We start from the raw sequence: 23,906 nt of genomic DNA on the forward strand, positions 1-23,906 counted from the left end.
GTTGGGGCCGGGTGATCTCGTGCTGGCGCCACCCGGGAGGCGCGGGCGAATGCGGGTTCGAGGTCGGGGCCGGCGGCGTCGAGGCCGAACAGGCGCCGAGGACGAGGGGCAGAACGAGGGCGAGGCGGACGGTCACGGGCTGCGCGGCGGGTTCGGGGTGGAGGATACGGGCCGCCCTCGAGGGCGCTCGTCCTCGAGGACGGATGCGGCCCTACGTACGGATCCTGCGACTTATGCGGAATGCCATCGCGTATAATGACGGATTCGACCACTTATGCCGACCTCGAGGTCGGCTGAACCACTGGTTATACGGCGCTCCCTCTAGTGTTCAACTCTGACACAATCCCTCCCGGTATCACCGTCGGCGTCCAACCCGACGGCCAGCGCGTTGATCTCTCGGCGTTCAAAGCTGCGGCTCACTATTCGGCCCGAATCGCTGGTGGGAGCGTCGTGCGTTTCGACTTTGACCGGCCGTACACGAGTTACGTCCACGCCGTTCTCGATCAGCCGGGCGGTGCCGTTACCGTCCTTTGCAATCGTGCTTACCCGGCTGTCGCGTTCTCGAACGAAACGGAGAGCGTTTATATGACTCACCCGTTCGTGGAAGCTCCTACGTTGTCGGCGGCGTTCTCGGATTCGTCTTTTCAAACCGTCCCGCTCTCGGTCCTCACCGCCCCACCCGCAGACATTTCGCTTGGCGCGCTGAGCGAGTCGGAACGTAAAACCGTCCGGTACTGGATCAAGTACGGACGGCTGCATCAGGCAGGCGATCTTATCTTCAATAACTGGGACTAAAACCGCCGCGCCGTATAACCCGCCGCTGGTATTAGATGGAAGTCAAGGGGGCGGCGGCGATTCTGGCCGATGAGGAGGATGCGGGCATGAGGATGTTGGTCGGACAGCGGTAGCGACACGGCCTCGCTAGCCCACCGCTGGGGTGCGGTGGACGGGCGTGGATCGCGTCACCCCGTTCGGTCGCGAGCGATGCTGGCCGGGATCGGTCGTCTCAGCGCACCGGCGGAGCCGGAGGTGAGCGACGAGAAACATCCCTTATGGGCTCTGCGAGGCGGAGGGTGCCGCCGAGGGACGAGCTGGTCCCACGAGACGTGGGAGCGCTCGATGGTGCATGGCGAAGCTCTCAGCGGACCGGGTCCACGAGGGACCGAGTCCGTGAGGCTTGACAGGCGGTTGTCGGTCCTCTCGGCGGCAGCGGGGCGGAGACCGAAGAGGTCTCAGGCAGGTGGTGAGATGGGCGAGCGGCTAAGCGGCGACGGCGTACTGGCTCTGGCAGACGTGGACGCGGGCCGGGTCGAAAGCGTCCGCGCTGCGGTGGGCGCCCCAGACGGCGACGAGCAGCTTGCGCATCGCCGCCACGCGCGCCTTCTGCTCCACCATCCGCTCTCGGCGCTCGGCGTAGCGCACCCCGAGCAAGCGGTCGCCGCGGAGCACTGGGAAGACCGCTTGCCCGAGCACCTTGCGCAGCATTGGCCGCCCCTTCTTGCTCAGCCGCGTCTGGCCTCTGTACTGGCCGCTCTCACGCTCGCGCAGATTCATGCCCGCGTAGCGCAAGAGCTGGCGCTTGCTCGCGAAGTCGGCGAGCGGGCCGGTCTGACCCACGAGGCGCGCCAAGTTAAAGAGCGTGATGCCGGAGACGGCCTCGTCGATCGGTGGGAGTGCGCCGTGGGCTTTGAGTGAGTCACCGAGCGTCTCGATCTGGACCTTAAGCGCTTCGGCGTGGCCTTCGTGCATCTCGAGTTCAGCCACCAGCACTGCCAGTCGGTCGGAGAGCACGGCCGCGATGGGATCCGGTGGCGCCGAGCGGACCGACGCCACCGCTGCGTCGACGAGGCGCTTACCGGTGATCGTCTTGACGCCCGGCACGCGGCGACGAAGCATCGCCAGCAGTCGAGTCTGTCCCAGCTTCGCCAGCCGGTGCGGGCACAGCAGCCCCTCGCGGAGTAGCACTCGGCCGGTCTTGGAGAACGTGAAAGCGATGGGTCGGTCGTAGTCCGGGAAGAGGTCGCGGAGCGTGGCCTGCAGCCGGGTCCGGATGGCCGACGTGGCGCGGACCTCGTCGTCGTGGAAGGCGGTGAGGTGGCGGAGCAGGACGTAGGGCTCGGGCAGGTCGCGGTACCGCTGCGTCTTGCCCATCTCGCCGGCCAGATGGATCACGCGGGCGTCCTTGCGGTCGGTCTTGCCAGTGTCGAGCGACTCGGCCTTGGTGAGCTGGCCGACCTGCTCCGAGCTCACAAGCGCAGTCTGATGGCCTGCGCGGCGGGCGACGGCGAGCAGCGTCCGCTCGTAGCCACCCGAGGCCTCACAGATCACGCGAACGCCGTGGAGCCCGTGGGTGACCGCGAGTGCGGCGGCTTGCCGGAGCGCCCGCTCGACGGCCTCGGTGCGATTGGCGACGACGTCCTGGGCGACGACCTGGTGGAGACCGGACTCGAAGCGGCTGAAGAGGTGGAGCGTGTCCTTGGAGACGTCGGCGGCGAGCAGGAGCACGGGGCGGGCCTTGTCGGGGGCGGGCGTGGTGTGGATCTTCATAGCGGGCCTCGGCGGCAGACTGGGAGGGTCGTAGTGGATCCGGAAGGTCTGTCGTCCGGGGCCTCCTCGTCTGGCGCTAATGGTATGGTGCACGCCGACGCCGAGAGCCAGCGTTTCTGCGCTGAACGGCCGTCGGCGTATTCTCAGCTTCGGTCGCAGCGCCGTGCCACCATCCGGCGCGGGTGAGCGGCTATTTGTTACACCGCCCTCACTCCCACTCATGCTCAGAAAACTGAACGGTCAACCCGCGTGGTACAAAGCGTGGGCGGTTGCTGTCGCTCTCGCCGCTGTGTTCGTCCTCGCTCGCTGGCTGCTCGGGGACTTGGAACCAGCTGACTTCGCCCTCATGGCTTTCGTCCACGTCTCGGTGTTGATCGACCTGTTTGTAGGTCGTGGAGCGAGCGAAGCCTCTGGCTCCTGAGCCGCAGGGCGGTGTAACTCGCCGCTGCGGGCCTCCCGCGGACGCGTTCTCGAGGGCGATAGGGGAGCGCCCGCCCTCGAGGCCGAGACTGTGTCCGCCCTCGAGGACGGCTACGTCTCCGTTGGCGCCGCGACATGGGCCAGCATCCGGTGCAGCAGGTCCGTCCTCGAGCACACCGAGGGCGCCACCACGACCACCCTGGCGCCCGTGTCGTGGTTTTCGAGAAGCGCGGCGCACGGGTAGCGTTCGCGCCGGGGTCCCGTTACCAGCTGGTGCTCCCGCTCGGTGAACGCGAGCGGCGTGAACGTCCACGGCTTGCGGACCGACCAGTCCGTGTAGACCACCTCGACGCGCTGGTCCGGGTCCACGACCCCGCCCTCGACGTCGAACACGCCTCGGCAATCGGTCTCGAAACCGAACAGTCCGAGCGAGTGCTCCCACGCCTGGAATAGAGGCCCATCGCCCCAGTAGACCGTCCCCTCATGCTGCGGGTGCGGCAGCAGTTCTTGGTCGCGCGGATCGTAGTCCTGCCACCGGCCGTCGGCCCACTGCTTCCACCAGAACATGCCGGCGTGGCCGCCCATCTGGGCGCCGCCGTGGTAGTGGTGCCCGAGGTCGATCCGCGGGAAACGGGGGCCGAGCAGCAGCATGGCGCCGCCGCGTCCGAGGTAGCCGTCGATGGCGTCGGGCACGGACTCGCCCTTCTTGGTTTTGTACGGCAGCTCGTTACCGACGATCACCAGCAGGTCGCCCGGCCCCTCGAGGTCGCCGATGTCGCGGGCCGCTACGTGGCGCATCCGGCCGAAGAAGCTGACCGCCGAGCGGACGAAGCTCTGCAAGATGTCGGCGAATAGGCGCGGCTCGTCCATCAAGAGCGGCCGCTCGACCGGGACGGGCGCCGGCAGGTTGGGCATCGCGAGTTCCCCGCTCCAGACGCGCTGCGGCGCGTAGGCGATCTCGATCGTGTGCGGGCCTCCCGCGCCGACCTCGAAGCGGAAGTATTCGCTCGCGCCCGCCTCCTCGCGCTCGGGCTCGACCTCGAGGCCGTCCAGCATGACGTGCTCGACCGACTCGCGCGGCGGCACGCGGAACTCCAGCACCTCGACGGCCGCGTCCTCGAGGACGACCTGGACGCCGTCGGGGGTCTCGGACACGCGCATCCGGCCGGTCACGAGGTCGAGGTCGGCGCTCCAAGTGTCCCACGAGCGCGGGACGGCCGGCGCCAAGCGGATGCGGCGCTCGCCCGGCTCCATGATTCGGAGGCCGACCAGGCCGTACTGCACCGCGTCGAGCAAGGCGCCGGCGCCAGTGATAAACGCGTGGCCGACGACGTCGTCCTGGGCACCGTCTTCGGGGTCGAGGTACTCCTCGACCAGGCCCGGCAGCGTGGGCCGCGCGATGGTGTCGGTGATCTTCGACAGCACGTGCATGCCGCCCTCGGCGTCGAAGCTGCGGAACCGGGCGCGAGCCTCGTGGGCCATCCACCACGGCCAGACGCGGCCGTTGTGGTCGTTGTCGGCGGGGACGTAGCGCATCGGCAGGTCCGTCGTGACGGTGCCGAAGGGGCGCCAGCTCCGCTCGCGGATCGTCTCCAACGTTCGGAAGCGCTCGTTGCGGCTCGCGATGCTTTCGTTGATCGCGATGGCGTTGTCTGCCAGCATCAGCGTCGTGTCGGGGACGTTCCACTGGACGGCGTTGTTGAAGTAGCCGCCGGACTCGTTCCAGAACGCGTCGTGGATCGACTGGCGCGACCTCGAAGCCAGGTCGCGGTAGCGCTCGGCGTCGTCGGCGCGGTCCAAGGCGTCGCAGGCGAGGGCCATCCGTCGGAGCGCGGCGTAGTAGAGCGCGTTGGAGTACAGCGTCCGCTGCCCCTCGACGAGACGGAGAAAGCGGCTGTGGTCCATCCACTCGGTCACGTCGACGATCAAGCCGTCGTCGTCCGCGTCGCGCTCGATCCAGGTCTCCATCCAGGGCTCGAACGCCTCGAGCATCGACGTGAGCCACGCGCGGTCGCCGGTGTGCTTGAACACGCGCCAGACGAGCTTGAGGATCCAGCCGAGCCCTTCGGCCGACCCGCCCTGGCTGGTGTCGTCGGAGACTTTGAGACCGGCGGGGTCGTGATCGCGGTAGCGGCCCGCCTCGTAGTCGAGCGTCGCCAAGACGGGACCCATCAGCCCCGCCGCGATGCCGCCCGGTCCGAAGCCCGACCCGAAGTCGCGGCTCCAGACGTCGCGCCACCGGAACACGTCGCAGACCATCTTCGAGCCCTCGCCACCCGGCTCGCCGTTCTCGTCGGGGGTCCAGTCGTAGCCCAGGAGCAGGTGCGCCTTGGCGAACTCGACGGCCCGGTCGAGGTCGGGGACGGGCGTCTTGAGCCGGAGGCCGCGGTGCTCCATCGTGGCAACCCACGTCTCGGCGGCTTGGAACGGGTCCGAGATGCGTCCGATGGCGGTCGCGTCGCCCAGCAGAAACGCCGCCTTGCCGCCGGCCTCGAGGTCGACGCGGACGGTCCCGGTCGCGTCGTCCGACGACTCGGCGGCGGGCGTGCTCGTCGGGCACCACACGTCCACGATCCCACGCTCGGCCTCGAGGCCGCCCTCGACGGCCTCCGTCCCTTCGCCGGTCAGGTCCAGCCCCCACTCTCCGTCCGACTCGGCCTCGATGAGAACGACCATCACGACGGCGTCCGGCTGGGATGCGACGGTGACGCGGCCTCGGCCCTCGATCTCGTAGTGCGTCCGGCCCGGCTCGACCAAGGTCCGAACCCCGGCGTCGTCCGTGGCGCCATGGCCGTTGAACAGCAGGTGGTACCCGCTCGCGGGACCCGAGAAGACGAACTCGGCGGAGGAGGCCCGGACGCGAGCGATCAGCCGGCCATTCCCGACGATGGTCTCGATGTCGGAGTCGAAAAAGAGCGGGTCCATGAGCGTGGAGAGAAGGGATCGAAAGGTAAGCGCTTACACATTTGCCCTCGAGGACGGAGCGGCCCGGACCGGCGCGCCCGAGCCGACCTCGAGGTGGGGCCTCGCACTGAACAAAGGAGCGCCCCGGCAACGAGTGCTGCCGGGGCGCGAACCGTCACTGGCGACGAAGCTACTTGGCCAAGGCCTGGCGGTAGCGCCGGTCGGCCTCGTCCCAGTTCACGACGTCCCACCAAGAGCTGACGTAGTCGGGGCGCTTGTTCTGGTACTTGAGGTAGTAGGCGTGCTCCCACACGTCGATGCCCAGGATGCCGACGTGGCCGTGAAGCGCGGGGCTGTCCTGGTTCGGCATCCCGTGGATGTGCAAGCCGGCCTCGCCGCCGTAGCCGAGCCATGCCCAGCCGGACCCGAACTGCGTCTTGGCGGCCGTCTCGAACTGCTCCTTGAAGGCGTCGAACGAGCCGAACGTTTCGTCGATGGCCGTCGCCAAGTCGCCGGTTGGCTCGCCGCCGCCTGACGGTGACATGGTCGTCCAGAAGATGCTGTGGTTGAGGAAGCCGCCGCCGTTGTTGCGGACGGCCGTCTGCTTGTCCTCCGGCAACGAGTCGAGGTTGGCGAGCGTCTCGGTGATCGGCTTGTCGGCCCACTCGGTCCCCTCGAGGGCGGCGTTGAGCTTGTTGGTGTAGCCCTGGTGATGCTTGCCGTGGTGGATCCGCATCGTCTGCTCGTCGATGGCGGGCTCGAGGGCGTCGTAGCCGTAGGGGAGATCGGGGAGTTCGAAGGCCATGGTCGGACAGGGGTTGGGAAGGAGGTCGAGTTGTACCGAGCCGCGCAATCGCCGTTTCGACCTCGAGGCCGATTCACGCGACCTCGAGGACGCGATGCAGGACAAGGCCCGGAACGACCTCGAGGACGGTGAGCCCAATGCAGCGGCGCCGCCGTATGTATCGGCACGCTCCTCTCGCTCCGTGCCCGACCGACCCCTCTACGACATTCCACCTGGCGGATCGCTGGGTCTATTAGCCGCCGGGTGGCGAGGCGTCCGAGCATGGCGCGAGGTGCGAGGTCCCGTCCTCGAGGACGAGCCTAAACCTGATTCGTCACCGGGCCTCGAGGACGTCTCCCTCGTGATCGTGACCGGCCTCCCGCGGTCGGGCACCTCGATGGTGATGCAGATGCTCGAAGCGGCGGACGTCGCTCCGTTCACCGACGACGAGCGCACCGCTGACCCGGACAACCCGCGCGGCTACCTCGAGGCCGAGCGCGTCAAGCGGCTCGCCTACGACTCGTCGTGGCTGGGACAGGCCGACGGCCACGCGCTGAAGGTGGTCGCCCCTCTCCTGCCCCACCTCCCGACCGGACCTCATTACCGCGCCGTCCTGATCGAGCGCGACCTCGAGGAAGTGCTCCGGTCTCAGGCGGCGATGCTGGACCGGCACGGCGAGACGGCCGCGGCCCACGACGCCCTGCGCAGCGCGTACGCCCGCTACCTCGAGGCCGCTCACGCGTGGCTCGATCGGCACGCGGACGCCATCACGCTCCACCACCGCGACGTCATCGCCAATCCCCTCGAGGCTGCGCGATCGCTCCACGCTCATCTCGACCTCGAGGGCGACCCATCGAGGACGGCGGCCGTGATCGACGCATCGCTCCACCGCCAGCGCGCCGATGCCTGACCGCATCGCCAATCGCGTCCTGCTGATCGGGTGGGACGCCGCCGATTGGAAGGTGATCTCGCCCCTCTTGGACGCGGGCAAGATGCCGGCGTTGGCGTCGCTCGTCGAGCGCGGCGTGATGGGCAACCTCGCCACGCTCGAGCCCCCGTTCTCCCCGATGCTGTGGACCAGCATCGCGACCGGCCACACCGCCGACCGCCACGGGATCCTGCACTTCGTCCAGCCCGACGAGACCGGTACCGGGATCCGGCCTGTGCTGGGCACCTCGAGGACGGCAAAAGCGCTCTGGAACGTCCTGCACCAATCGGGGATGCGCTCCAACGTCGTCGGCTGGTGGCCGAGCCATCCGGCGGAGCCGATCCGGGGCGCCATGGTCTCGAACTTCTTCCAGACCGAGACGCCCCCACCCGGCACCGTCCACCCGCCCGACCTCGAGGACGTGCTGCTCGACCTGCGAGTCGGGGTGAAAGAGCTGACCGGCAACCATCTGGTCCCGTTCCTCCCAGACCTGGCCGAGATCGATCAAATCCAAGATCCGCGACCGCTCGCAGTCGCCCGGGCGATCTCGGACTCGGCCAGCATCCACGCGGCGGCGACCTACCTGATGGAGACGACGGACTGGGACTTGACGGCCGTCTACTTCGACGCCATCGACCACCTGGGGCACGGGTTCATGCGATATCACCCGCCCCAACTCCCCGGCGTCACCGACGACGACTTTCGGCTCTACCGCCACGTCATCGAGGCCGGGTATCGGTTTCACGACATGATGCTGGGTCAGCTTCTCGCTCAGACCGACGACGACACGGCCGTCATCCTCTTGTCCGACCATGGCTTCTACTCGGACCACTTGCGCCCTCGAGAGGTGCCCCGACACGTCCCCGCCGGCGCAGCCACCGAGCACCGGCCGTTCGGTGTCCTGGCGATGGCCGGTCCGGGTATCCGACGCGACCAACGCGTCAACGGCGCCGGCCTGCTCAACATCGCACCGACGGTCCTGACGCTCTTGGGTCTCCCTGTCGGAGCCGACATGCCGGGCGCTCCGCTCGTCCAAGCGTTCGAGACGCCTCCCCCCTTCGAGACCATCCCGTCCTGGGACGATCGTGAGGGCGCCGACGGCAGCCACCCCGAAGGCGCCCGCGCCGACCCGTGGTCCGACCTCGAGGCCGTACACCAACTCGTCGGGCTGGGCTACATCGACCTCGAGACGTCCGACGCCGATGCGGCGGCGGCGGCCGCCCGGGACGCCTCGTTCAACCTGGCCCGCGTCTACGACTCTACGGGCCGCGTCGAGCAGTCGATCCCTCACTACGAGTCCGTCCTCGAGGCCGAGTCGCCGCACCGCGACTACTACGCACTTGCGCTCGCCCGAGCCTATCTCGCCGTCGGTCGCATCGAGGACGCTCTACGAGTCGTCGAGGTCTACGACGGCGACACCCGATTTCCCATCGAGGTCGCGCTGCTCCGGTCCGACCTCGAGGTCGCTCGAGGATCGCACGACGCCGCGCTCGACATCCTGGCGAGCCTCCCGACCTCGAGTGCCGGCTCTCCCGAGGTCCACCTCCGCCGCGCCGATCTCTATATGCGGCTCGGACGCATCGAGGACGCGAGCGACGCCTTCGAGGCCGTGCTCGCCCTCGACCCGGACAACGCCCGCGCGTACAACGGACGCGCCGTCGTCGCCATCCAGCGCAAGGACTACCAGGCCGCCGCTGACGCCGCCCTCGAGGCCGTTGCCCGGCTGTACCACTTTCCCCTAGCGCACTTCCACTACGGCGTCGCGATGCTCCGGCTGGGGTGGGCCGACCGCGCGGAGGACGCCTTCACGGTCTGCCTTCAGCAGCGACCTGGGTTCGCGCTCGCGCATCGGTGGTTGGCCCGGATCTACAAGGACTACCTGCGCCAGCCGCACGACGCGAAGCGGCACTGGCGGGCCTACGAGCAGCTTTCGACATCGAGTGACGAGGAGTAGAAACGGCGTGGTCCCTCCTGAGAAGAGTTCGCGTACGTACAGGAGACGGACAGCGAGCGAACACCGAGCGTCGCGTCGCGGGTCTCCAGATGGATCCGTCGCACCCTCCCACTCCTCCACGCCATGCCCTCCTCTGATACCCTGAAGAACTCCCTCTGGTACGCCGCCGCCGCGACGGCCGCCGCCACGCTCGGAGTGAGCGAGGCCGACGCCCAAGTCGTCTACGTCGACGTCTCGCCCGACGCCACGCTCACCGACGCCGCCTTCGACATCGACATCGACGGCGACGGCGATCCCGAGTTCTCGATCGCCGAGTCGACGCACGATCGGAACCAGATCATCCTGCTCACCGACCCCGAGTCGGGCGACCACGTCGACGGGGTCGTCGGGAACGGGTTCATCTACCGAGGCAACTCCTACGGCTACGCACTGCCCGTGACGGGCGGCGCCGAGATCTCGGGCGCGAACGCGAACATGGTCGACCTCGATGACTACACGTTGCCGGTCCAAGCGTCGTTCACGTTCGAGGGGTCGGACCCGAACGACTGGCTTAGCTCTGGCGCATCGTTCGTGGGGCTCCGGTTCCGACTCGACAACGGCGACCAGCACTTCGGGTGGGTCCGCGTCGAGGCCCAAGACGAAGGCCAAGTGCGCGTCCTCGATTACGGGTTCAACGCGACGCCCGGCGCTGCGATCGCCGCCGGAGCCGGCGGTCCCGTCTCTATCGATCCCGACGAGCTCGCGGCCGGCTACACGTTCACGCCGATCGCCCCGAACCCCGTGTCCAGCGTGTCGCGGTTCGACCTCGAGGTCGCCGAGACGGAGTCGGTCACGGTCGAGATGTTCGACGCGTTGGGTCGCAACGTCCGCACGCTCCACGACGGGCCGCTCGTAGGCGGGTCCGGTGTCACCCTCGAGGTCGAGCGGGCGGGTCTCTCGACTGGGCTCTACGTCGTCCGTGTGACGGGCGAGTCCTTCGTCACGTCGCGCTCCATGACGGTCGTCCGGTAGCCGCTGCGCTCCACGTCCGTCGTCCCAATTCTTCGATCTCTCCCGATGAAAACCTTTCTTCTCCTCTTGCTCGCGCTCGCCAGCACCTCGGCGGCCGTTGCCCAAGACACCTTCAACATCCTGGTCGCCCCGCGCGGCACGACCGCTTTCTCTAATGCCGAGGCCCAAGCCGACGGCTCCACCGTCTTCGCCGAGTCCGCCCTTTGGCGCGGGCTGAACCGGGCGGCCAGCCTTCTCAATGAGGGTGGCGATAGAGAAGTCCGCGTTCTCATCGCGTCCGGCGACTACGGGGGCGAGCTCGGCTCCGGCGGCACCCAGCGTGTGCCCCAGGTCGAAAACCCCCGAGGCTCGCTCAAGGTCTTCGGCGGCATGAACGACGACTTTTCCGACCGCGACCCGTTCTCCCGCTTCGTCTCCGTTCCCACCCAAGAGGACCGGGGCGGCGCCCTCTTTCAGATCGCCGGCAACTCCGAGTTCCGGGAGATCGTCATCAGCGGGCTCGTCCTCGATGCCGCGCCCTCGAACGACTACGACTCGCGCTCGGGGAGCCTGCTCAAGGGCAGCTCACGGACCTTCCCGATTCTCGCTTGGGCGCAGGTCGAGGCCGAGCGCGTCGTGGTGGCCGACAACATCATCGTGAACGGACCGATGGGCGGATTCCAGATCGGCTCGTCGCCGCCGGAGGACAACACCGGCGAGGTCATCGTCGAGAACAACTACTTCGTCAACAACTTGCTGGCGCTTCGGACGCGGACGTTCGGCGCCAACGCCTTCCGGGCCTACGCGTTGCTCACGGTTCGCAACAACACGTTCGCGCTCAACTTCCCCTTCAACGCCGACCCCACGTCGTCGAACGTCTCGGCCGTCGAGTGGCACAACGACAACAGCTTTAAGCGGCTGGTGTTCGAGAACAACATCTTCGCCCACAACCCCGGCGGCGCGTTCCAGTCGGACTGGGAGCAGGAGGATCTGCCCGAGATCGAGATCCGCGACAACCTGTTTTACTCCAACGGCGCGGTGTTCGGCCAGTCCGGCCCGGAGGACGTGGTCGTCGCCGGCAAGTTCGGCACCAACCCGGAGTACATCCTGCTCGACCTCGATGGGGCTCGCGATAACCTGCGCGCCACCGTCTCCGGCAACGTGTCCTTCGACCCCGACCTCCGCCTGGCGTTGGTAGCCGACCAGCGAGTCGACCCGAGCTTTATCAAGGCCCAGGTCGACGAGATCGACGATCCCCGCGAGCTGTTCGGGTTCAGCACCGGCACCGTCGCCGTGGGCGTGTTCGCCCCCGAGATGCTGCTCGACACGCGCGTGGTGCCCATCGCCCGCAACCCCGACGCCCAAGCCTACGGCGTTCAGCGCGACGACGTCCGGGGCCAGGACGAATAACACCGGCCTCGCTTGCTGGCATCCGGCCTCGAGGACGTTTCTGCGACCTCGAGGCCGGTCTCGTTTCGTCGAGGTCGTGAGCGACACATTCGCCCTCGAGGACGATCAAGGCACGCCCCGGGGGATTCGAACCTCCGAGCTGTAGTGTCGGAAACCAACGCCCTCGAGGTCGCTACCGAATGGCGTCGAGCATCCGCTGGCGGTCAGGCCCAGACAGCCTACCCAGCGCGACCAGTTCGTCGAGCGCGTCCTCGACGGCTCGAACGTCGGTGGCACCATCCGAGGTCGGATCGGCCGGCACGCGGACGCCGACGGCGAGGACCTGCTGCAAGAACCGCTCGACGTACTCCGCCGCGCCGGGCTGACCCGAGAAGTCCAGCGTCTCCGTCACCGTAGCACGCGCCCGGTTTAGGTCGATCTCGACGGCACGCCCACCTAGCAGCTTCCGCTTCGAGGCCACGCCCACGATGTCCGCGTACCGGATCGTCCTCGAGGGCTGAAGGTCGTTGTTCTGAAAGACGAGTTTGTCGGCCAAGAAGACCGCGCCGTCCTTGGCCGAGCCGAGCCGCGTCGCATCGTACAACGCGAGTACGTCGTCGGGGTTGACGCCCGGCGCGTAGTCGGAGAGCGCCGCTTGCAGCTTCGAGGCCGGCACGTCGGGCATGACGTAGAGACCGAGGTCGGGGGCCGTGGGGAGGTACTCGCGGACGAGGTCGTCGATGCGCATGGAGCCAGGCGGGAGGCGGACTCCTACGTCCCCGAGCCCACCACGTTCTTCGTCCTCGAGGGCGCCGGTTTCGATCGAGTGCCAGATCTAGCCTCCGCCCTCGAGGGCGACACCTCGAGGGTAGGACAAACGCCCCACGGTAATCTCTACGTCCTCGAGGCCGACCCTACGGCAGCGAGACGAGGGCGTCGACCGGGAACGCCGCGGTCGTGGCGTCGATCAGGCCGGCGGGCAGGATGCCGAGCGCGAGCAGCGCGACGACGCAGAAGCCCACCACTGCCGCCGTCGCCGTCCCGACCGGGAACGCCTGCTGCGCGTTCGCAGGCGCCTCATCCGGCGACCGCATCCAGATCACGACCAGCACGCGGATGTAGTACACGCCCGACACGACCGACGCCAACACACCGACCACTGCGAGCCAGACCAGCCCGGCATCGACGGCAGCGGCGAACACCAGGTACTTGCCGATGAATCCAGCGAGTGGCGGGAAGCCGGTCAGCGCGAACATGAACACGCCCATCGCGACACCGAGGAACGGCTTGCGATACCCGACGCCCGACAGGCTGTCGAGTTCCTGGTCCGCGCCCTGCTCGCCGTCCCACTCGAGGGCGCCGATCACGCCGAACGCGCCGACGTTCATCAACGTGTAGGCCACCAAGTAGAACAGCGCTGCGCCGTAGCCCGCGGCGCCAGCGGCGAGGCCGGCCAAAATGTACCCGGCGTGGGCCACCGACGAGTACGCCAGCATCCGCTTGAGGTTGGTCTGCACGAGCGCTAGCACATTTCCCGCCACCATCGTGATCGCAGCCACGGCGGCGAGCGTGAGTTGAACCGTCCCATCGACGAGGTCCGGCGGAAGCGCCCGAGCCAGCACGACCGCGAGAGCGGCGAACGTCGCCGTCTTCGAGGCCGTCGACATGAACGCCGTCAAGGCCGTCGGAGCGCCTTGGTAGACGTCGGGCGTCCACATGTGGAACGGGACCGCGCTCACCTTAAAGAAGAAGCCTACCAGGAGCAACCCGACGCCCGCCAGGAACAGGCCGTCGCGGCCGGTCACCTCGAGGCCAGCGGCCAAGCCCGCGAGCTCCATCGTGCCCGTCGCGCCGTAGAGCAGGGCCAGACCGTAGAGGAAGAAGCCGGTCGAGAAGGCGCCGAGCAAGAAGTACTTCAGCGCACTCTCGTTCGCCGTCGACTCCTCGCGGACCAGCCCTGTCAGCACGTAGAGGCACACCGACATCGTCTCCAGCCCGACGAACAAGGTCACCAGGCTGCCCGCACTCGCCAGCGTCATCATCCCGGCCGTCGCGAACAAGATCAGGGCGTGGACCTCGCCGTAGTTGCGACCCAGTCGAGACAGGTAGGGAACGGTCAGGATCAGGCTCGTGATCGCACCGAGCAGCACGACGATGTTCGCGATCGCCGAGGCGCCACCGACGTAGACCTCGCCGTAAAAGGCGGTCGTGGGCTGGTCGATCAGGAAGAACTGCCACACGGCCGCGCCGAGCATCCCGAGCCCTGCGATCCAGGGGATCGACGCGTCGTCGTTGCGGAACGCGTCGAGGAGCACCACAAGCACGCCGATCGCGGCCACCATCAGGATGGGGCCGGTGCCGAGGAGGTCGATGCCGAGAGAGTCGTACATGGAGGAGCGGGAGGTCCCGCTGAGTCAAACGCGGCTACGCCGCAGGAACGAGCGCGTCGACGCGCCGGGCGAACTCGAGGTCGGTCTCGGTCACGCGGTTGCCCGCGTCGTGCGTCGAGAGCGACAGCGAGACCTGATCGTACACGTTGGCGATCTCGGGGTGGTGGTCCATGTCCTCGGCCTCGAAGGCGACGCGCGTCAGGAAGGCCCACGCCGTGCGGAAGTCGCCCAGGGCGAAGTCGCGGACGATCCGGTTGCCCTCGTCGTCGGCCTCGAGGGACCACCCGTCGAGGGCGGCGAGCGCGTCCTCGAGGGCGGAGTCGGAAAGCGGTTCGCGAGCGGGCACTTAGAACGGGCGGATCATGACGAGGGTCGGCGCTTGGCGGACGGCCTCGACAACGGTCTGAGCCGACTCGACACCCTCCGGATGCGGGACCACGTAGCCGGAGAAGAAGACGAACCAGACCACGATGTAGATCGGCACCAGGATGGGCAGCGAGTACTTCACCACGTACCCCACGAACGACGGCGTGTCGACGCCGCTCGACTCGGCGATGGCCTTGACCATGAAGTTGGGACCGTTCCCGATGTAGGTCAGGGCTCCCCAGAACACGGCGGCCACCGAGATGGCCTGCAGGTAGAAGGCCTCGTAACCGTCTTCGGAGAACGCCGCGACCATCGACGGGTCGTTGACGTCCATCCCGAACTTACCCATGGCGGCAGACAGGAAGCTCACGTAGGTCGGCGCATTGTCGAGGACACCAGACAACACGCCCGTCCCGAAGTAGAACGACGAGACGCCGAGCGCGTCTGCGTTCCCGGCCGCAAACGAGCCGATCAGCGTCAGCGCCGGCTGCATTGTCAAGAAGATGCCGATGAACAGGAAGCCGACCTCCTTGATCGGCTCGAAGTTGAAGTCGTTGCCCTCCAAGATGGCCTTGTTCGCCGTCCGGTACGACAGGAACGCGACGGCGCCCATGATCACCTCCCGGATCCCGAACGGGACGCCAAAGTGGTGAAGGTCGATGACGGTCCCCTCAATAGCGGGCATCACCTTGGGGTCGATGAACACCGCCGCGATCACGACCGCGAGCCACGCGAACCCCGCCTTGCCCTCGATCTCGAGTTGCTTCGGGTTCGGACCGGTCCGGTCGAGGTCGACCTCGAGCTCGCCCGGCGTGTGGACGCCCGCGACGTCCTCGACACCCGGCGCCTCCGGCACGACCGGGGAGCCCGGGATCTCGCCGGGCGCCACGTCGAGGCCGGCGCCTTCGGCCCCCGCGCGAACACTGACTTCCTTGTTCCGACTGTCGATCACGTAGAAGACGACCGACAACAACAGCACGGTCGGGAGCCAGATGTACCACACGTGGACGAAGGTCCAGAAGAACGGGACGCCGCGCAGGAAGCCCAAGAACAACGGCGGGTCTCCGATCGGTGTTAGCGCACCACCGACGTTCGAGACGATAAAGATGAAGAAGATGATGTGGTACGCCTTCAACCGCCCCGCATTCAGCCGCATGAACGGCCGGATCAGCAGCATCGAGGCGCCCGTCGTCCCGATAAAGTTGCTCAACACCGCACCGACCAAGAGCAGGATCGTGTTCGCTCGCGGCGTGCCCGCGAAGTCCGTCTTGATCAGGATGCAGCCGCTCGCGACGTAGAGCGAGCCAAGGAGGGCGATAAAGGCGAAGTACTCCTCGGCCGCGTGGAAGATGGCGGTCCCGTCGTGCAGGACAGCGAGATAGTAGGCGGCCACCAACAGGCCGAGCGAGACGGCCACCTTCGGGTAGTGGTGGTGCCAGAAGTGCGGGTAGAACAGCGGCCCCGTCGCGATCATCCCGAGCAGGAGCGCGAACGGGATCACCAGCCACAGCGGCGGCATCGCGCCGTGGCCTCCTCCGTCGGCGCCGTGCCCTTCGCCATCACCGTGCGCCTCGTCGGCGATCTCGCCCGCGGCCTCGATAGCCGCTGCGTCGTCCGCGATCTCGAGATCCTCGAGGGTCGGCGGCATCTCCTGAACGAGGAGGGACTCATCGACCTCTTGAGAAGCCTCCGACACCGGGGTCGGGACATCGACGGCGTCTTGCGCGCCGACCGGGACGGCCAGGAGCAAGAGCGCGAGGATCGAGGCGAACCGAGTCATGTGGGATTGGGTGATTAGTGGTCGTCGGAATGTCCTGTCGCGGCCTCGCTACCGAGTGGCGCGCCCGGCAGTGGCACCGGCCCCGACCTCGAGGTCGGGGCCGCTACGATGTCGTCGGGCCAAGCCATCGGCACCACGACGACGTCCCCGAGACCGGCGGCCTCGACGGCTTCCGCCTTCGCGACCGAGGTCTCCAAGAGCGACCGGACCGTCCGCTCGCTCTTCTCTAGGAACGGAGCGGGCCAGAAGCCCATGAGCAGCATCAGGGCCGCGAGCGGGACCAGGATGCCGATCTCGCGGCCGTTCAGGTCCGTCATGGTCTTGTTCTCTTCGTGCGTGATCGGCCCGAAGAACGTCCGGTACACCATCCACAACAGGTAGACCGCCGCAAAGATGACGCCCGTCGTGGCGACGGCCACGAGGATCGGGTTGCCGACCGTCGGCGAGTTCCACGACCCGACCAGGATCATGAACTCGCCCACGAAGCCGTTGAGGCCGGGCAGACCGGCCGAGGCGAACACGCTGAACAGCATGAAGAAAGTCAGGACCGGGACGGTCTTCGCGATCCCGCCGTAGTCGGCCATCGCGCGCGTGTGGCGCCGCTCATACAGCATTCCGATGATCAGGAACAGCGCACCGGTCGAGATGCCGTGGTTCACCATCTGAATGAGTGAGCCCTGAACCGCGACGATGTCGAAGGCGAACAGACCTAAGACCACGAAGCCGAGATGGGACACCGACGAGTACGCGACCAGCTTCTTGATGTCGGTCTGCGCGAACGCCACGAGGGCTCCGTATACGATTCCGATCACGGCCAGGATCGCGATCGGAATCGCCAGACTCGAGGACGCGTTCGGGAAGAACGGGATGACGAATCGCAGCAGGCCGTACGTCCCCATCTTCAGCAGCACGCCAGCCAGGACGACCGAGCCACCCGTCGGCGCTTGGGTGTGGGCGTCGGGCAGCCAGGTGTGGAGTGGGAACAGCGGGACCTTGATCGCGAACGCCAGGCCGAACAGCAGGAACAGCCAGGTCTGCGCGCCGAGCGGCACGCCGTACGACGCCAGCTTGTACCAGTCGGTCGTGAACACGCCGTTGTTGACCGCGTCGCCGGCCTCGAAGCCGAGCCACAGTACGCCGACCAGCATCAGCAGCGACCCGACCAAGGTGTAGACCACGAACTTGACCGCCGCGTAGACCCGGTCCTCCCCACCCCAAATGCCGATGATGAACACCATCGGAATCAGCGTCAGCTCAAAGAAGATGTAAAACAGGAAGACGTCGAACGCCGCGAACACACCGAGCACGCCCGTCTCGAGCAGCAGGATCAGCGCGTAGTACCCCTTGTGCGCCTTGCCGATGTATGTCCACGACGACAGGACGATGATCGGCCCGAGCAACGTCGTCAGCAGCAGGAGCAGCAGGTTCAGCCCGTCAACACCGACGAAGTAAGTGATGTCGACCATCCCGAACCAGTCCAACCGCGTCGCCATTTGGGGCGCGAGCGCGGTCGAGACCGTCGGGTCGAACCCGAGCCACAGGCCCAGCGACAGGACGAACGTAACCGTCGTGACGGCCAGCGCACCCCACCGGATCGCGTTCACGCTCGGGGCGAGCAGCAGCGCGAGCGCGCCCAGCGCGGGCAGGAAGATGACGAGCGAGAGGAGCCCGGGAATGTCAGCCATGTAAGCGGGTGAGTCGTCGTCCTCGAGGACGCGAGCGGGCTAGATAAACAGGATGGCTGCGACGACCGCGACGACGCCGACGACGATGGCGAGCGCGTACGTCTGGACGACGCCGGTCTGGATGCCGCGCAGCTTCGAGGCCGCGTTGCGGATGCCGTGGGCGAAGCCCATCACGCCACCGTCCACGACGTTCTTGTCGAACGGCGCCAGGCCTCGGCGCGAGCCCTCGACGACGGGCTTGACGACGGTCGCGTCGTAGGCCTCGTCCCAGAACCACTTGCGGCTGGCGACTCGGTAGAGCCCGCCGAGCGTGCGACGCACGCTCCGGTCCGCGTCGGGACCTCGTTGGCCATACCGAAGGAGGAACCACGCGATGGCGATGCCGGCGATCGCGATTGCACTACCGACGCCCAGGAGCGCCCACTCGATGCCGTGCCCAGGCTTCAAGTCGTAGGCCAGTTCCGCGACCGGACCTCCGTACTCGAGGCCGAGCCAGTGGTGGATCCAGCTCTCGGGGAGGCCGAAGAACTCCGTAACGGCCGGCGGCAGTCCGAGGAACCCAGCGACCACGCTGAGACCCGCGAGAATCCACAGCGGAGTCGTCATCGTCCACGGGCTCTCGTGCGGGTGCGTGTCGATCGAATCCGGCCACCGCGGCTCGCCCTCGAAGGTGAGCAGGTACGCCCGCGTCATGTAGATCGCGGTCAGGAGGGCCGTGATCAGACCGACGATCCAGACGCCGTAGCCCAAGAGAAAGTGACCGTCGTAACCGAACTTAAAGGCGAAGAATAGGATCTCGTCCTTGGAGAAGAAGCCCGAGAGACCTGGCAGACCCGCAATCGCCAACGTCGCGATCAAGAACGTCCACCGCGTGGACGGCATGTACTTCTTCAGCCCGCCCATCGTGCGCATGTCCTGAGCGTCGAACGGACCGTCGTAGGGCAGGACCGCGTGACGCTGGGTCGGCTGGGTCGCTTCCGAGTCGAGCGGCGTGTCCATGCCGTCCGGCGTGGGATGGCCCGGGATCAATCCCTTGTGCTCGAGCTCGTGCTCGACGTGGTGCATCGAGTGGATGACGCTGCCGGAGCCGAGGAAGAGGCACGCCTTAAAGAAAGCGTGGGTCATCACGTGGAAGATGGCCACGAAGTACGCGCCTACTCCGGCGGCCAAGAACATGTAGCCCAGCTGACTGACCGTCGAGTACGCCAGAACCTTCTTGATGTCGTTCTGGGTGATCGCGACCGTCGCCGCCATGATCGCCGTCAGCGCACCGACGACTGCGATGATGCCCATGACGCCGGGTGCGAGCAGCACCATCGAGGACAAGCGGGCTAGGAGGTAGAGCCCGGACGTCACCATGGTCGCCGCGTGGATCAGCGCAGAGACCGGCGTCGGGCCGGCCATGGCGTCGGGGAGCCAGACGAAGAGCGGGATCTGGGCGCTCTTGCCCGTCGCGCCAATGAAGAGCAGAAGGCAGACCCAGAACCCGGTCGAGCCCTCGAACAGCGCCAACGTCTCGGCCGCCAAGAGCGTCGTAAAGTCCAAGCCGAACGGGCCGGCCTGGGCCGCGGTCACAGTTTGGAAGATGATGAACATCGCCAGCAAGAAGGCGAAGTCACCGATGCGGTTGACGATGAACGCCTTGTTCGCCGCCGCCGAGTTCTTGAGGTTCGTGTACCAGAACCCGATCAACAGGTAGCTGCACAGCCCAACGCCCTCCCAGCCCAGGAACAGGACCAACAGGTTCTCGGCGAGAACCAGGTTGAGCATCGCGAAGATGAACAGGTTCAGATACGCGAAAAAGCGCCAGTACCCGCCGTCGCCATGCATGTAGCCGGCCGAGTACAGATGGATCAGCGTCCCCACGCCCGTGATGATCATCGTCATCAACAACGAGAGCTGGTCGATCCGGTAGGCGAAGTCGACCTGGAGATCGCCCGCGGCGAGCCAGGTGAAGTAGCGGACCACTTCGGGGTTCTCGAACCCGAAGAACAGCATGCACGTGACGACGAACGGCACCAAAACCGCTGCCGTGCCCAAGACTCCAATAAGCGTCTCCTGCTTGCGCCAGCCAGGCGAGAACAGACCCATCATCCCATTAAAGGCCGCCATCAAAAGCGGCGGGAGCAGGATGAGCCGGACGAGGAGTTCCATTTCTTGGGTGTCTGGGGTTGGGTGTTGGGGAGATCGGGTCGAGGACGGCCCCGACCCCTTAGTCCCCCTATCCCCTGAACAGTCGGAGTTCGTCGATGTTGACGGTGAGCTTGTTGCGGAACATCGCGATCACGATGGCCAGCCCGACGGCCGCTTCCGCCGCGGCGACGCTCATCACGAAGAAGACCAGGATGGTCCCGTCCACGTCCCCGAACGACTGGCTGAACGCGACGAGCGACACGTTGACCGCGTTGAGCATCAGCTCGACCGACAGGAAGACCACGATCACGTTCCGCCGCAGCAGCACGCCAAGCACTCCGATCGTGAACAGGACGGCGCTGAGCGAGAGGTACCAGGAAAGATCCATGTGGGAGAGCGGGGGCGCGGGTTCGTCCTCGAGGACGACTACACGAATCGTTTCTTTGCGAGGAGGACGGAGCCGATGGTCGCGGCCAGGAGAAGAGCGCCGATGATCTCGAGCGAGAACGCGTGCTTGGTCAAGAGCGCTACGCCGAGACGCTCGACCGACGTCGGGTCAACGGGCACCACGGCCACTTCACCCGGCTCGACCGCCACGGCGTCCCCGGCCGGCCCCTCGACGACGGCAGGACCCGCCGGGTCGACCACGACGACCGGTACGTCGGTCGGGTCGGGGACCAAGTCCGCGCTGCTCGCGACGGCGGTCAGCAACAAGGCCAGCACGGCGACGCCGCCTACGAAGGCTCCCGCCCGGAGCCAGCTGAACTGCGAGAGACGCGGCATCTCCTCCAGATTGAGGAGCATGATTACGAACAGGAACAGGACCATGATGGCCCCGGCGTAGACCAGGATCTGCACGACCCCAATGAACGCGGCGTTCAGCGTCAGGTAGATGCACGCGATCGCGAGCATCGTTTGGACCATCCACAGCGCGCTGTTGACCGGGCTCCGGGAGATCAGCATCCCGAGCGAGCCGGCGACGGCGAACACGGCGAACACGAAGAAGAGAAACGGCTCCAGCATAAGCGGGTGACGGGCCGGGCCGGGGCGGCGGCGGGATGGGCTCCGAAGATACCGGCGGGCCGGAGGCAGGGCCAACCGTGTTGCCCGCTGCGTGGGATCAATCCGTGAAGAGCCAGGGGCGACGCACCCTCGAGGCCTCTCTTACGTGGGGTGGAGCCCTCGACCTCGAGGACGACGCGCGACCTCGGGAGCGAGGTCTGATATCTTGGAACCGATGGACGAGTCGCCCCCTCCCCTGCCGCCCCAGCGACGCGTTCGCAAGCGCGACCTGCTGCTGCCGGTCGGGATCAGCGCGACGGCCATCGGGATCGTGCTGTGGACGACGTACGAGCCCGGCGCGTTCGCCGCGGTCCGCTCGACGTTCAATCCTGGGATCTTTGCGATTGCGATCGCCGCACTCGGGATCCAGATCGGTGCCGGTGGCATGCGGTTGAGACACGTCTCGAAGGGCGCCCTCGACAGAAGGGGCGGCGTTCGGTCGCAGCTCACGTGGGACTTCATGAGCGCCGTGACGCCGTCGGCGATGGGTGGGGCGCCGTTCGCAGCCTTCTTTATCTCGCGGGAGAACAACGTCCCGTACGGTCAGGTGACGGCGTTGATGCTGTTCACGATGCTACTGGATCAACTGTGGTTCGCGACGCTGATCGTGACGCTGTACCTCTCGGCGATCTGGGTCCCCGTTTTCCCGACCGGCTTGGGCGCGGCGGGCATCGGTACGATCGCGGCCTACCTCGGGGGCATGCTGGTCTACATCGGCTTCTTCGCCTACGCCACGCTGTTCCGACCAGAGTTGATCGAGGGCCTCGCAAACCGGATCGTTCGCTTCAAATGGCTCCGTCGGTTCGAGGGGACGGTACGGAGGGAATCAGGAAAGCTCCGACAGCAAGCAGCCATTCTCCGAGGCCAACCTCTCAGGTTTTACCTCAAGGCGGCAGCCCTAACGCTGTTGTACTGGACAGGCCGGTACGGGATCGTGTTCTTCGTCGCCCTGAGCTTCTGGCGCGACTTCCGACACATCCTGTTCGTCTTGCGCACCGCCGGTTTATGGCTCGCGGGCTTAGCCATGCCGACGCCGGGTGGATCGGGAGGCATCGAGGCTCTCTACGTGCTCTACCTCGCGCCGTTGCTTCCTGAGGGCTACGGCGGCCCCTCCTTGCTAGCGTGGCGGGCGATCGCGTACTACGGCGTCTTGGCCATCGGCGCCTTCGTGGCAGGTGGCGCCGTCAAGGCGCTGCTTGCCGGCGAACAACCGCCCGGCGACCTGACCTCGAGCGCCGAGACCTCCGACCTCGATGCGTCCGACCTCGAGGACGCGACCGGCGACGACACGCCAACTGTCAATGAGTGAGCCCCGCCCCATCGACGACCGACGCGATGAGGCCGACCGGTTCGACCTGCGCCGAATCCACCCGTTGCTCCGGTTCGGGTCGGCCAGCGATCGCTACGCCGCCTGGATCGACCAGATCTATCCGCGCGACGTGTGGGCGGGCGAGGTCAAGACCCGGAAAAAGAACGTCGGCGGGGAGTCGTACGAGGAGCGATTGCTGCCGGTCTCGTCCATCGAGGACTACTTCCTCCACTTCGGCGTCCTCGAGGTCGACTCCACGTACTACCGGCCCCTCACGGATGAGAACGGGACGCCGTCGCCGGTTTTGTTCACGCTGGAGCGGTACTCGGATGCGACGGAGCCCTCGGCGCGGTTTCTGTTAAAGGCGCCCCAGCAGGTCGTCGCCCGGCGGCTGCGGCGGAAGGTCGATGGTCGGTGGACCTACATCGACAACCCGGACTACCTCGATGCGGGCCTGTTCACCAAACAGTTTCTCGAGCCCGCGCAGGGGAAGCTCGGCGCCAAGCTGGCCGGGATCATCCTGGAGCAACCGTACGAGCGGGCCTCGGACAGCCCTCCGGCCGACGAGTTCGTCGCGGAGTGGGACCGGTTCGTCTCCGAGATCCCGAACGACGCCGCGTACCACCTCGAGGTCCGGTCGTCGCACCAGCTGACGCCGCCCTACCTCGAATGGCTGGCTAACCGCGAGATCGGGTTCTGTTTTAGCCACTGGCAATGGCTTCCGCCGATCATCGACCAGTGGCGGCTGGTGGCCGAGCACTTTTCATCCTCGAGCGCGAGCGCGATCGTGCGGCTGATCCAGCCCCGCGACATGGACTTCAACACGTCGTGGCGCTTGGCGTATCCGTTCGAGGGTCCGGCTCAGGGCCTGAGCGACACGCGCGACGCGCAGCGCATGATCGACGAGACGACGGCGCTCATGTTCAAGGCCGTCGAGGCCGGCGTCACGCTCGACGTGATCGGCAACAACCGGGCGTGGGGCAACACGCCCGACCTGTGCCGGGCCCTTGCCCACCGTTTTCTTGATTTTGCCGAGCGTCGAGGCGAGTAGGGTCGCGCCGATCTGTCCGACCTCGAGGTGGTATCGACTTCGAGGTCGGACAGGCTAACACGAACCGCTACGCGGCGGCGGGCGGAAACAGCGAGTAGATCGTCGCAGACGGACGGTCCGGCGCCGGCGCAGTCGGCTCCGACACCTCGGCGACGGTCTCCGTGGCCTGGTCGGCGGCCTCGAGGGCGCGGCGACGAGACGACGAGAGCTGGGC

At 67.0% G+C, this 23,906-nt stretch carries 19 protein-coding genes; 8 read left to right on the plus strand and 11 right to left on the minus strand.

Annotated features, from left to right (window positions below):
* The first annotated feature begins 324 nt into the window (after positions 1 to 324).
* On the plus strand, positions 325 to 795 hold the full coding sequence (locus WBA11_RS00400) for a hypothetical protein (RefSeq protein WP_424518757.1): 471 nt from the start codon (positions 325 to 327) through the stop codon (positions 793 to 795).
* A 465-nt stretch (positions 796 to 1,260) separates the two neighbouring features.
* On the opposite strand, the gene WBA11_RS00405 is transcribed toward WBA11_RS00400, so the two are convergent.
* Positions 1,261 to 2,547 carry an IS110 family transposase gene (locus tag WBA11_RS00405; RefSeq protein WP_424518758.1) on the minus strand — a complete coding sequence of 429 codons (1,287 nt, stop codon included), beginning with the start codon at positions 2,545 to 2,547 and terminating at the stop codon, positions 1,261 to 1,263.
* 220 nt (positions 2,548 to 2,767) lie between these two features.
* Here WBA11_RS00405 and WBA11_RS00410 point away from each other — a divergent pair, with 220 nt between their 5' ends.
* Complete coding sequence (locus WBA11_RS00410) at positions 2,768 to 2,968, plus strand: hypothetical protein (RefSeq protein WP_424518759.1); 201 nt, start codon at positions 2,768 to 2,770, stop codon at positions 2,966 to 2,968.
* 110 nt (positions 2,969 to 3,078) lie between these two features.
* Here WBA11_RS00410 and WBA11_RS00415 read toward each other — a convergent pair whose 3' ends face one another.
* Together WBA11_RS00415 and WBA11_RS00420 are read right to left on the minus strand one after the other, a co-directional pair.
* Positions 3,079 to 5,892 (minus strand): GH116 family glycosyl hydrolase, encoded by a 2,814-nt coding sequence (locus tag WBA11_RS00415; RefSeq protein ID WP_424518760.1) that lies wholly within the window; start codon positions 5,890 to 5,892, stop codon positions 3,079 to 3,081.
* Positions 5,893 to 6,061: 169 nt separating this feature from the next.
* The gene (locus WBA11_RS00420; protein WP_424518761.1) at positions 6,062 to 6,676 is read right to left on the minus strand and encodes a superoxide dismutase; all 615 of its coding nucleotides are present in this window, start codon (positions 6,674 to 6,676) and stop codon (positions 6,062 to 6,064) included.
* On the opposite strand from WBA11_RS00420, the gene WBA11_RS00425 reads away from it, so the two are divergent.
* The 4 genes from WBA11_RS00425 to WBA11_RS00440 all read left to right on the plus strand — a co-directional run bounded on the left by WBA11_RS00425 (position 6,675) and on the right by WBA11_RS00440 (position 11,937).
* A complete protein-coding gene (locus WBA11_RS00425) occupies positions 6,675 to 7,565 on the plus strand; it encodes a hypothetical protein (protein WP_424518762.1) in 891 nt (296 codons plus the stop codon). The genes WBA11_RS00420 and WBA11_RS00425 overlap by 2 nt on opposite strands.
* Positions 7,558 to 9,537: an alkaline phosphatase family protein gene (locus WBA11_RS00430; RefSeq protein ID WP_424518763.1), complete on the plus strand. Its 1,980-nt coding sequence runs from the start codon at positions 7,558 to 7,560 to the stop codon at positions 9,535 to 9,537. The genes WBA11_RS00425 and WBA11_RS00430 overlap by 8 nt, the downstream gene beginning before the upstream one ends.
* A 123-nt stretch (positions 9,538 to 9,660) precedes the next feature.
* Entirely contained in the window at positions 9,661 to 10,548 is an 888-nt protein-coding gene (locus tag WBA11_RS00435) for a T9SS type A sorting domain-containing protein (protein ID WP_424518764.1), read from the plus strand.
* A 45-nt stretch (positions 10,549 to 10,593) separates the two neighbouring features.
* Entirely contained in the window at positions 10,594 to 11,937 is a 1,344-nt protein-coding gene (locus tag WBA11_RS00440) for a hypothetical protein (protein WP_424518765.1), read from the plus strand.
* A gap of 172 nt (positions 11,938 to 12,109) precedes the next feature.
* Here WBA11_RS00440 and WBA11_RS00445 read toward each other — a convergent pair whose 3' ends face one another.
* From WBA11_RS00445 to WBA11_RS00480, 8 genes are all read right to left on the minus strand, one after another.
* Complete coding sequence (locus WBA11_RS00445; protein WP_424518766.1) at positions 12,110 to 12,664, minus strand: hypothetical protein; 555 nt, start codon at positions 12,662 to 12,664, stop codon at positions 12,110 to 12,112.
* Positions 12,665 to 12,830: 166 nt separating this feature from the next.
* The gene (locus WBA11_RS00450; protein WP_424518767.1) at positions 12,831 to 14,306 is read right to left on the minus strand and encodes an NADH-quinone oxidoreductase subunit N; all 1,476 of its coding nucleotides are present in this window, start codon (positions 14,304 to 14,306) and stop codon (positions 12,831 to 12,833) included.
* A gap of 34 nt (positions 14,307 to 14,340) precedes the next feature.
* Entirely contained in the window at positions 14,341 to 14,652 is a 312-nt protein-coding gene (locus tag WBA11_RS00455; protein WP_424518768.1) for a 4a-hydroxytetrahydrobiopterin dehydratase, read from the minus strand.
* Entirely contained in the window at positions 14,653 to 16,452 is a 1,800-nt protein-coding gene (locus tag WBA11_RS00460) for a sodium:proton antiporter (RefSeq protein WP_424518769.1), read from the minus strand.
* A gap of 14 nt (positions 16,453 to 16,466) precedes the next feature.
* Positions 16,467 to 18,137: a complex I subunit 4 family protein gene (locus tag WBA11_RS00465; RefSeq protein ID WP_424518770.1), complete on the minus strand. Its 1,671-nt coding sequence runs from the start codon at positions 18,135 to 18,137 to the stop codon at positions 16,467 to 16,469.
* Between the two features lie 39 nt (positions 18,138 to 18,176).
* On the minus strand, positions 18,177 to 20,291 hold the full coding sequence (locus WBA11_RS00470; RefSeq protein WP_424518771.1) for an NADH-quinone oxidoreductase subunit L: 2,115 nt from the start codon (positions 20,289 to 20,291) through the stop codon (positions 18,177 to 18,179).
* Between the two features lie 67 nt (positions 20,292 to 20,358).
* Complete coding sequence (gene nuoK / locus WBA11_RS00475; protein ID WP_424518772.1) at positions 20,359 to 20,658, minus strand: NADH-quinone oxidoreductase subunit NuoK; 300 nt, start codon at positions 20,656 to 20,658, stop codon at positions 20,359 to 20,361.
* A 38-nt stretch (positions 20,659 to 20,696) separates the two neighbouring features.
* A complete protein-coding gene (locus WBA11_RS00480; protein WP_424518773.1) occupies positions 20,697 to 21,293 on the minus strand; it encodes an NADH-quinone oxidoreductase subunit J in 597 nt (198 codons plus the stop codon).
* A 214-nt stretch (positions 21,294 to 21,507) separates the two neighbouring features.
* Here WBA11_RS00480 and WBA11_RS00485 point away from each other — a divergent pair, with 214 nt between their 5' ends.
* Together WBA11_RS00485 and WBA11_RS00490 are read left to right on the plus strand one after the other, a co-directional pair.
* On the plus strand, positions 21,508 to 22,641 hold the full coding sequence (locus tag WBA11_RS00485; RefSeq protein ID WP_424518774.1) for a lysylphosphatidylglycerol synthase transmembrane domain-containing protein: 1,134 nt from the start codon (positions 21,508 to 21,510) through the stop codon (positions 22,639 to 22,641).
* Complete coding sequence (locus WBA11_RS00490; RefSeq protein ID WP_424518775.1) at positions 22,634 to 23,692, plus strand: DUF72 domain-containing protein; 1,059 nt, start codon at positions 22,634 to 22,636, stop codon at positions 23,690 to 23,692. The genes WBA11_RS00485 and WBA11_RS00490 overlap by 8 nt, the downstream gene beginning before the upstream one ends.
* Positions 23,693 to 23,906 lie beyond the last annotated feature (214 nt).

The organism is Rubrivirga sp., assembly GCF_049648075.1.
GTDB lineage: Bacteria > Bacteroidota > Rhodothermia > Rhodothermales > Rubricoccaceae > Rubrivirga.

Coding starts and splice junctions, on each gene's coding strand:
- WBA11_RS00405 (WP_424518758.1), bottom strand. CDS start 2,547: ATGAAGATCCACACCACGCCCGCCCCCGACAAGGCCCGCCCCGTGCTC.
- WBA11_RS00410 (WP_424518759.1), top strand. CDS start 2,768: ATGCTCAGAAAACTGAACGGTCAACCCGCGTGGTACAAAGCGTGGGCG.
- WBA11_RS00415 (WP_424518760.1), bottom strand. CDS start 5,892: ATGGACCCGCTCTTTTTCGACTCCGACATCGAGACCATCGTCGGGAAT.
- WBA11_RS00425 (WP_424518762.1), top strand. CDS start 6,675: ATGGTCGGACAGGGGTTGGGAAGGAGGTCGAGTTGTACCGAGCCGCGC.
- WBA11_RS00420 (WP_424518761.1), bottom strand. CDS start 6,676: ATGGCCTTCGAACTCCCCGATCTCCCCTACGGCTACGACGCCCTCGAG.
- WBA11_RS00430 (WP_424518763.1), top strand. CDS start 7,558: ATGCCTGACCGCATCGCCAATCGCGTCCTGCTGATCGGGTGGGACGCC.
- WBA11_RS00435 (WP_424518764.1), top strand. CDS start 9,661: ATGCCCTCCTCTGATACCCTGAAGAACTCCCTCTGGTACGCCGCCGCC.
- WBA11_RS00440 (WP_424518765.1), top strand. CDS start 10,594: ATGAAAACCTTTCTTCTCCTCTTGCTCGCGCTCGCCAGCACCTCGGCG.
- WBA11_RS00445 (WP_424518766.1), bottom strand. CDS start 12,664: ATGCGCATCGACGACCTCGTCCGCGAGTACCTCCCCACGGCCCCCGAC.
- WBA11_RS00450 (WP_424518767.1), bottom strand. CDS start 14,306: ATGTACGACTCTCTCGGCATCGACCTCCTCGGCACCGGCCCCATCCTG.
- WBA11_RS00460 (WP_424518769.1), bottom strand. CDS start 16,452: ATGACTCGGTTCGCCTCGATCCTCGCGCTCTTGCTCCTGGCCGTCCCG.
- WBA11_RS00465 (WP_424518770.1), bottom strand. CDS start 18,137: ATGGCTGACATTCCCGGGCTCCTCTCGCTCGTCATCTTCCTGCCCGCG.
- WBA11_RS00470 (WP_424518771.1), bottom strand. CDS start 20,291: ATGGAACTCCTCGTCCGGCTCATCCTGCTCCCGCCGCTTTTGATGGCG.
- nuoK (WP_424518772.1), bottom strand. CDS start 20,658: ATGGATCTTTCCTGGTACCTCTCGCTCAGCGCCGTCCTGTTCACGATC.
- WBA11_RS00480 (WP_424518773.1), bottom strand. CDS start 21,293: ATGCTGGAGCCGTTTCTCTTCTTCGTGTTCGCCGTGTTCGCCGTCGCC.
- WBA11_RS00485 (WP_424518774.1), top strand. CDS start 21,508: ATGGACGAGTCGCCCCCTCCCCTGCCGCCCCAGCGACGCGTTCGCAAG.
- WBA11_RS00490 (WP_424518775.1), top strand. CDS start 22,634: ATGAGTGAGCCCCGCCCCATCGACGACCGACGCGATGAGGCCGACCGG.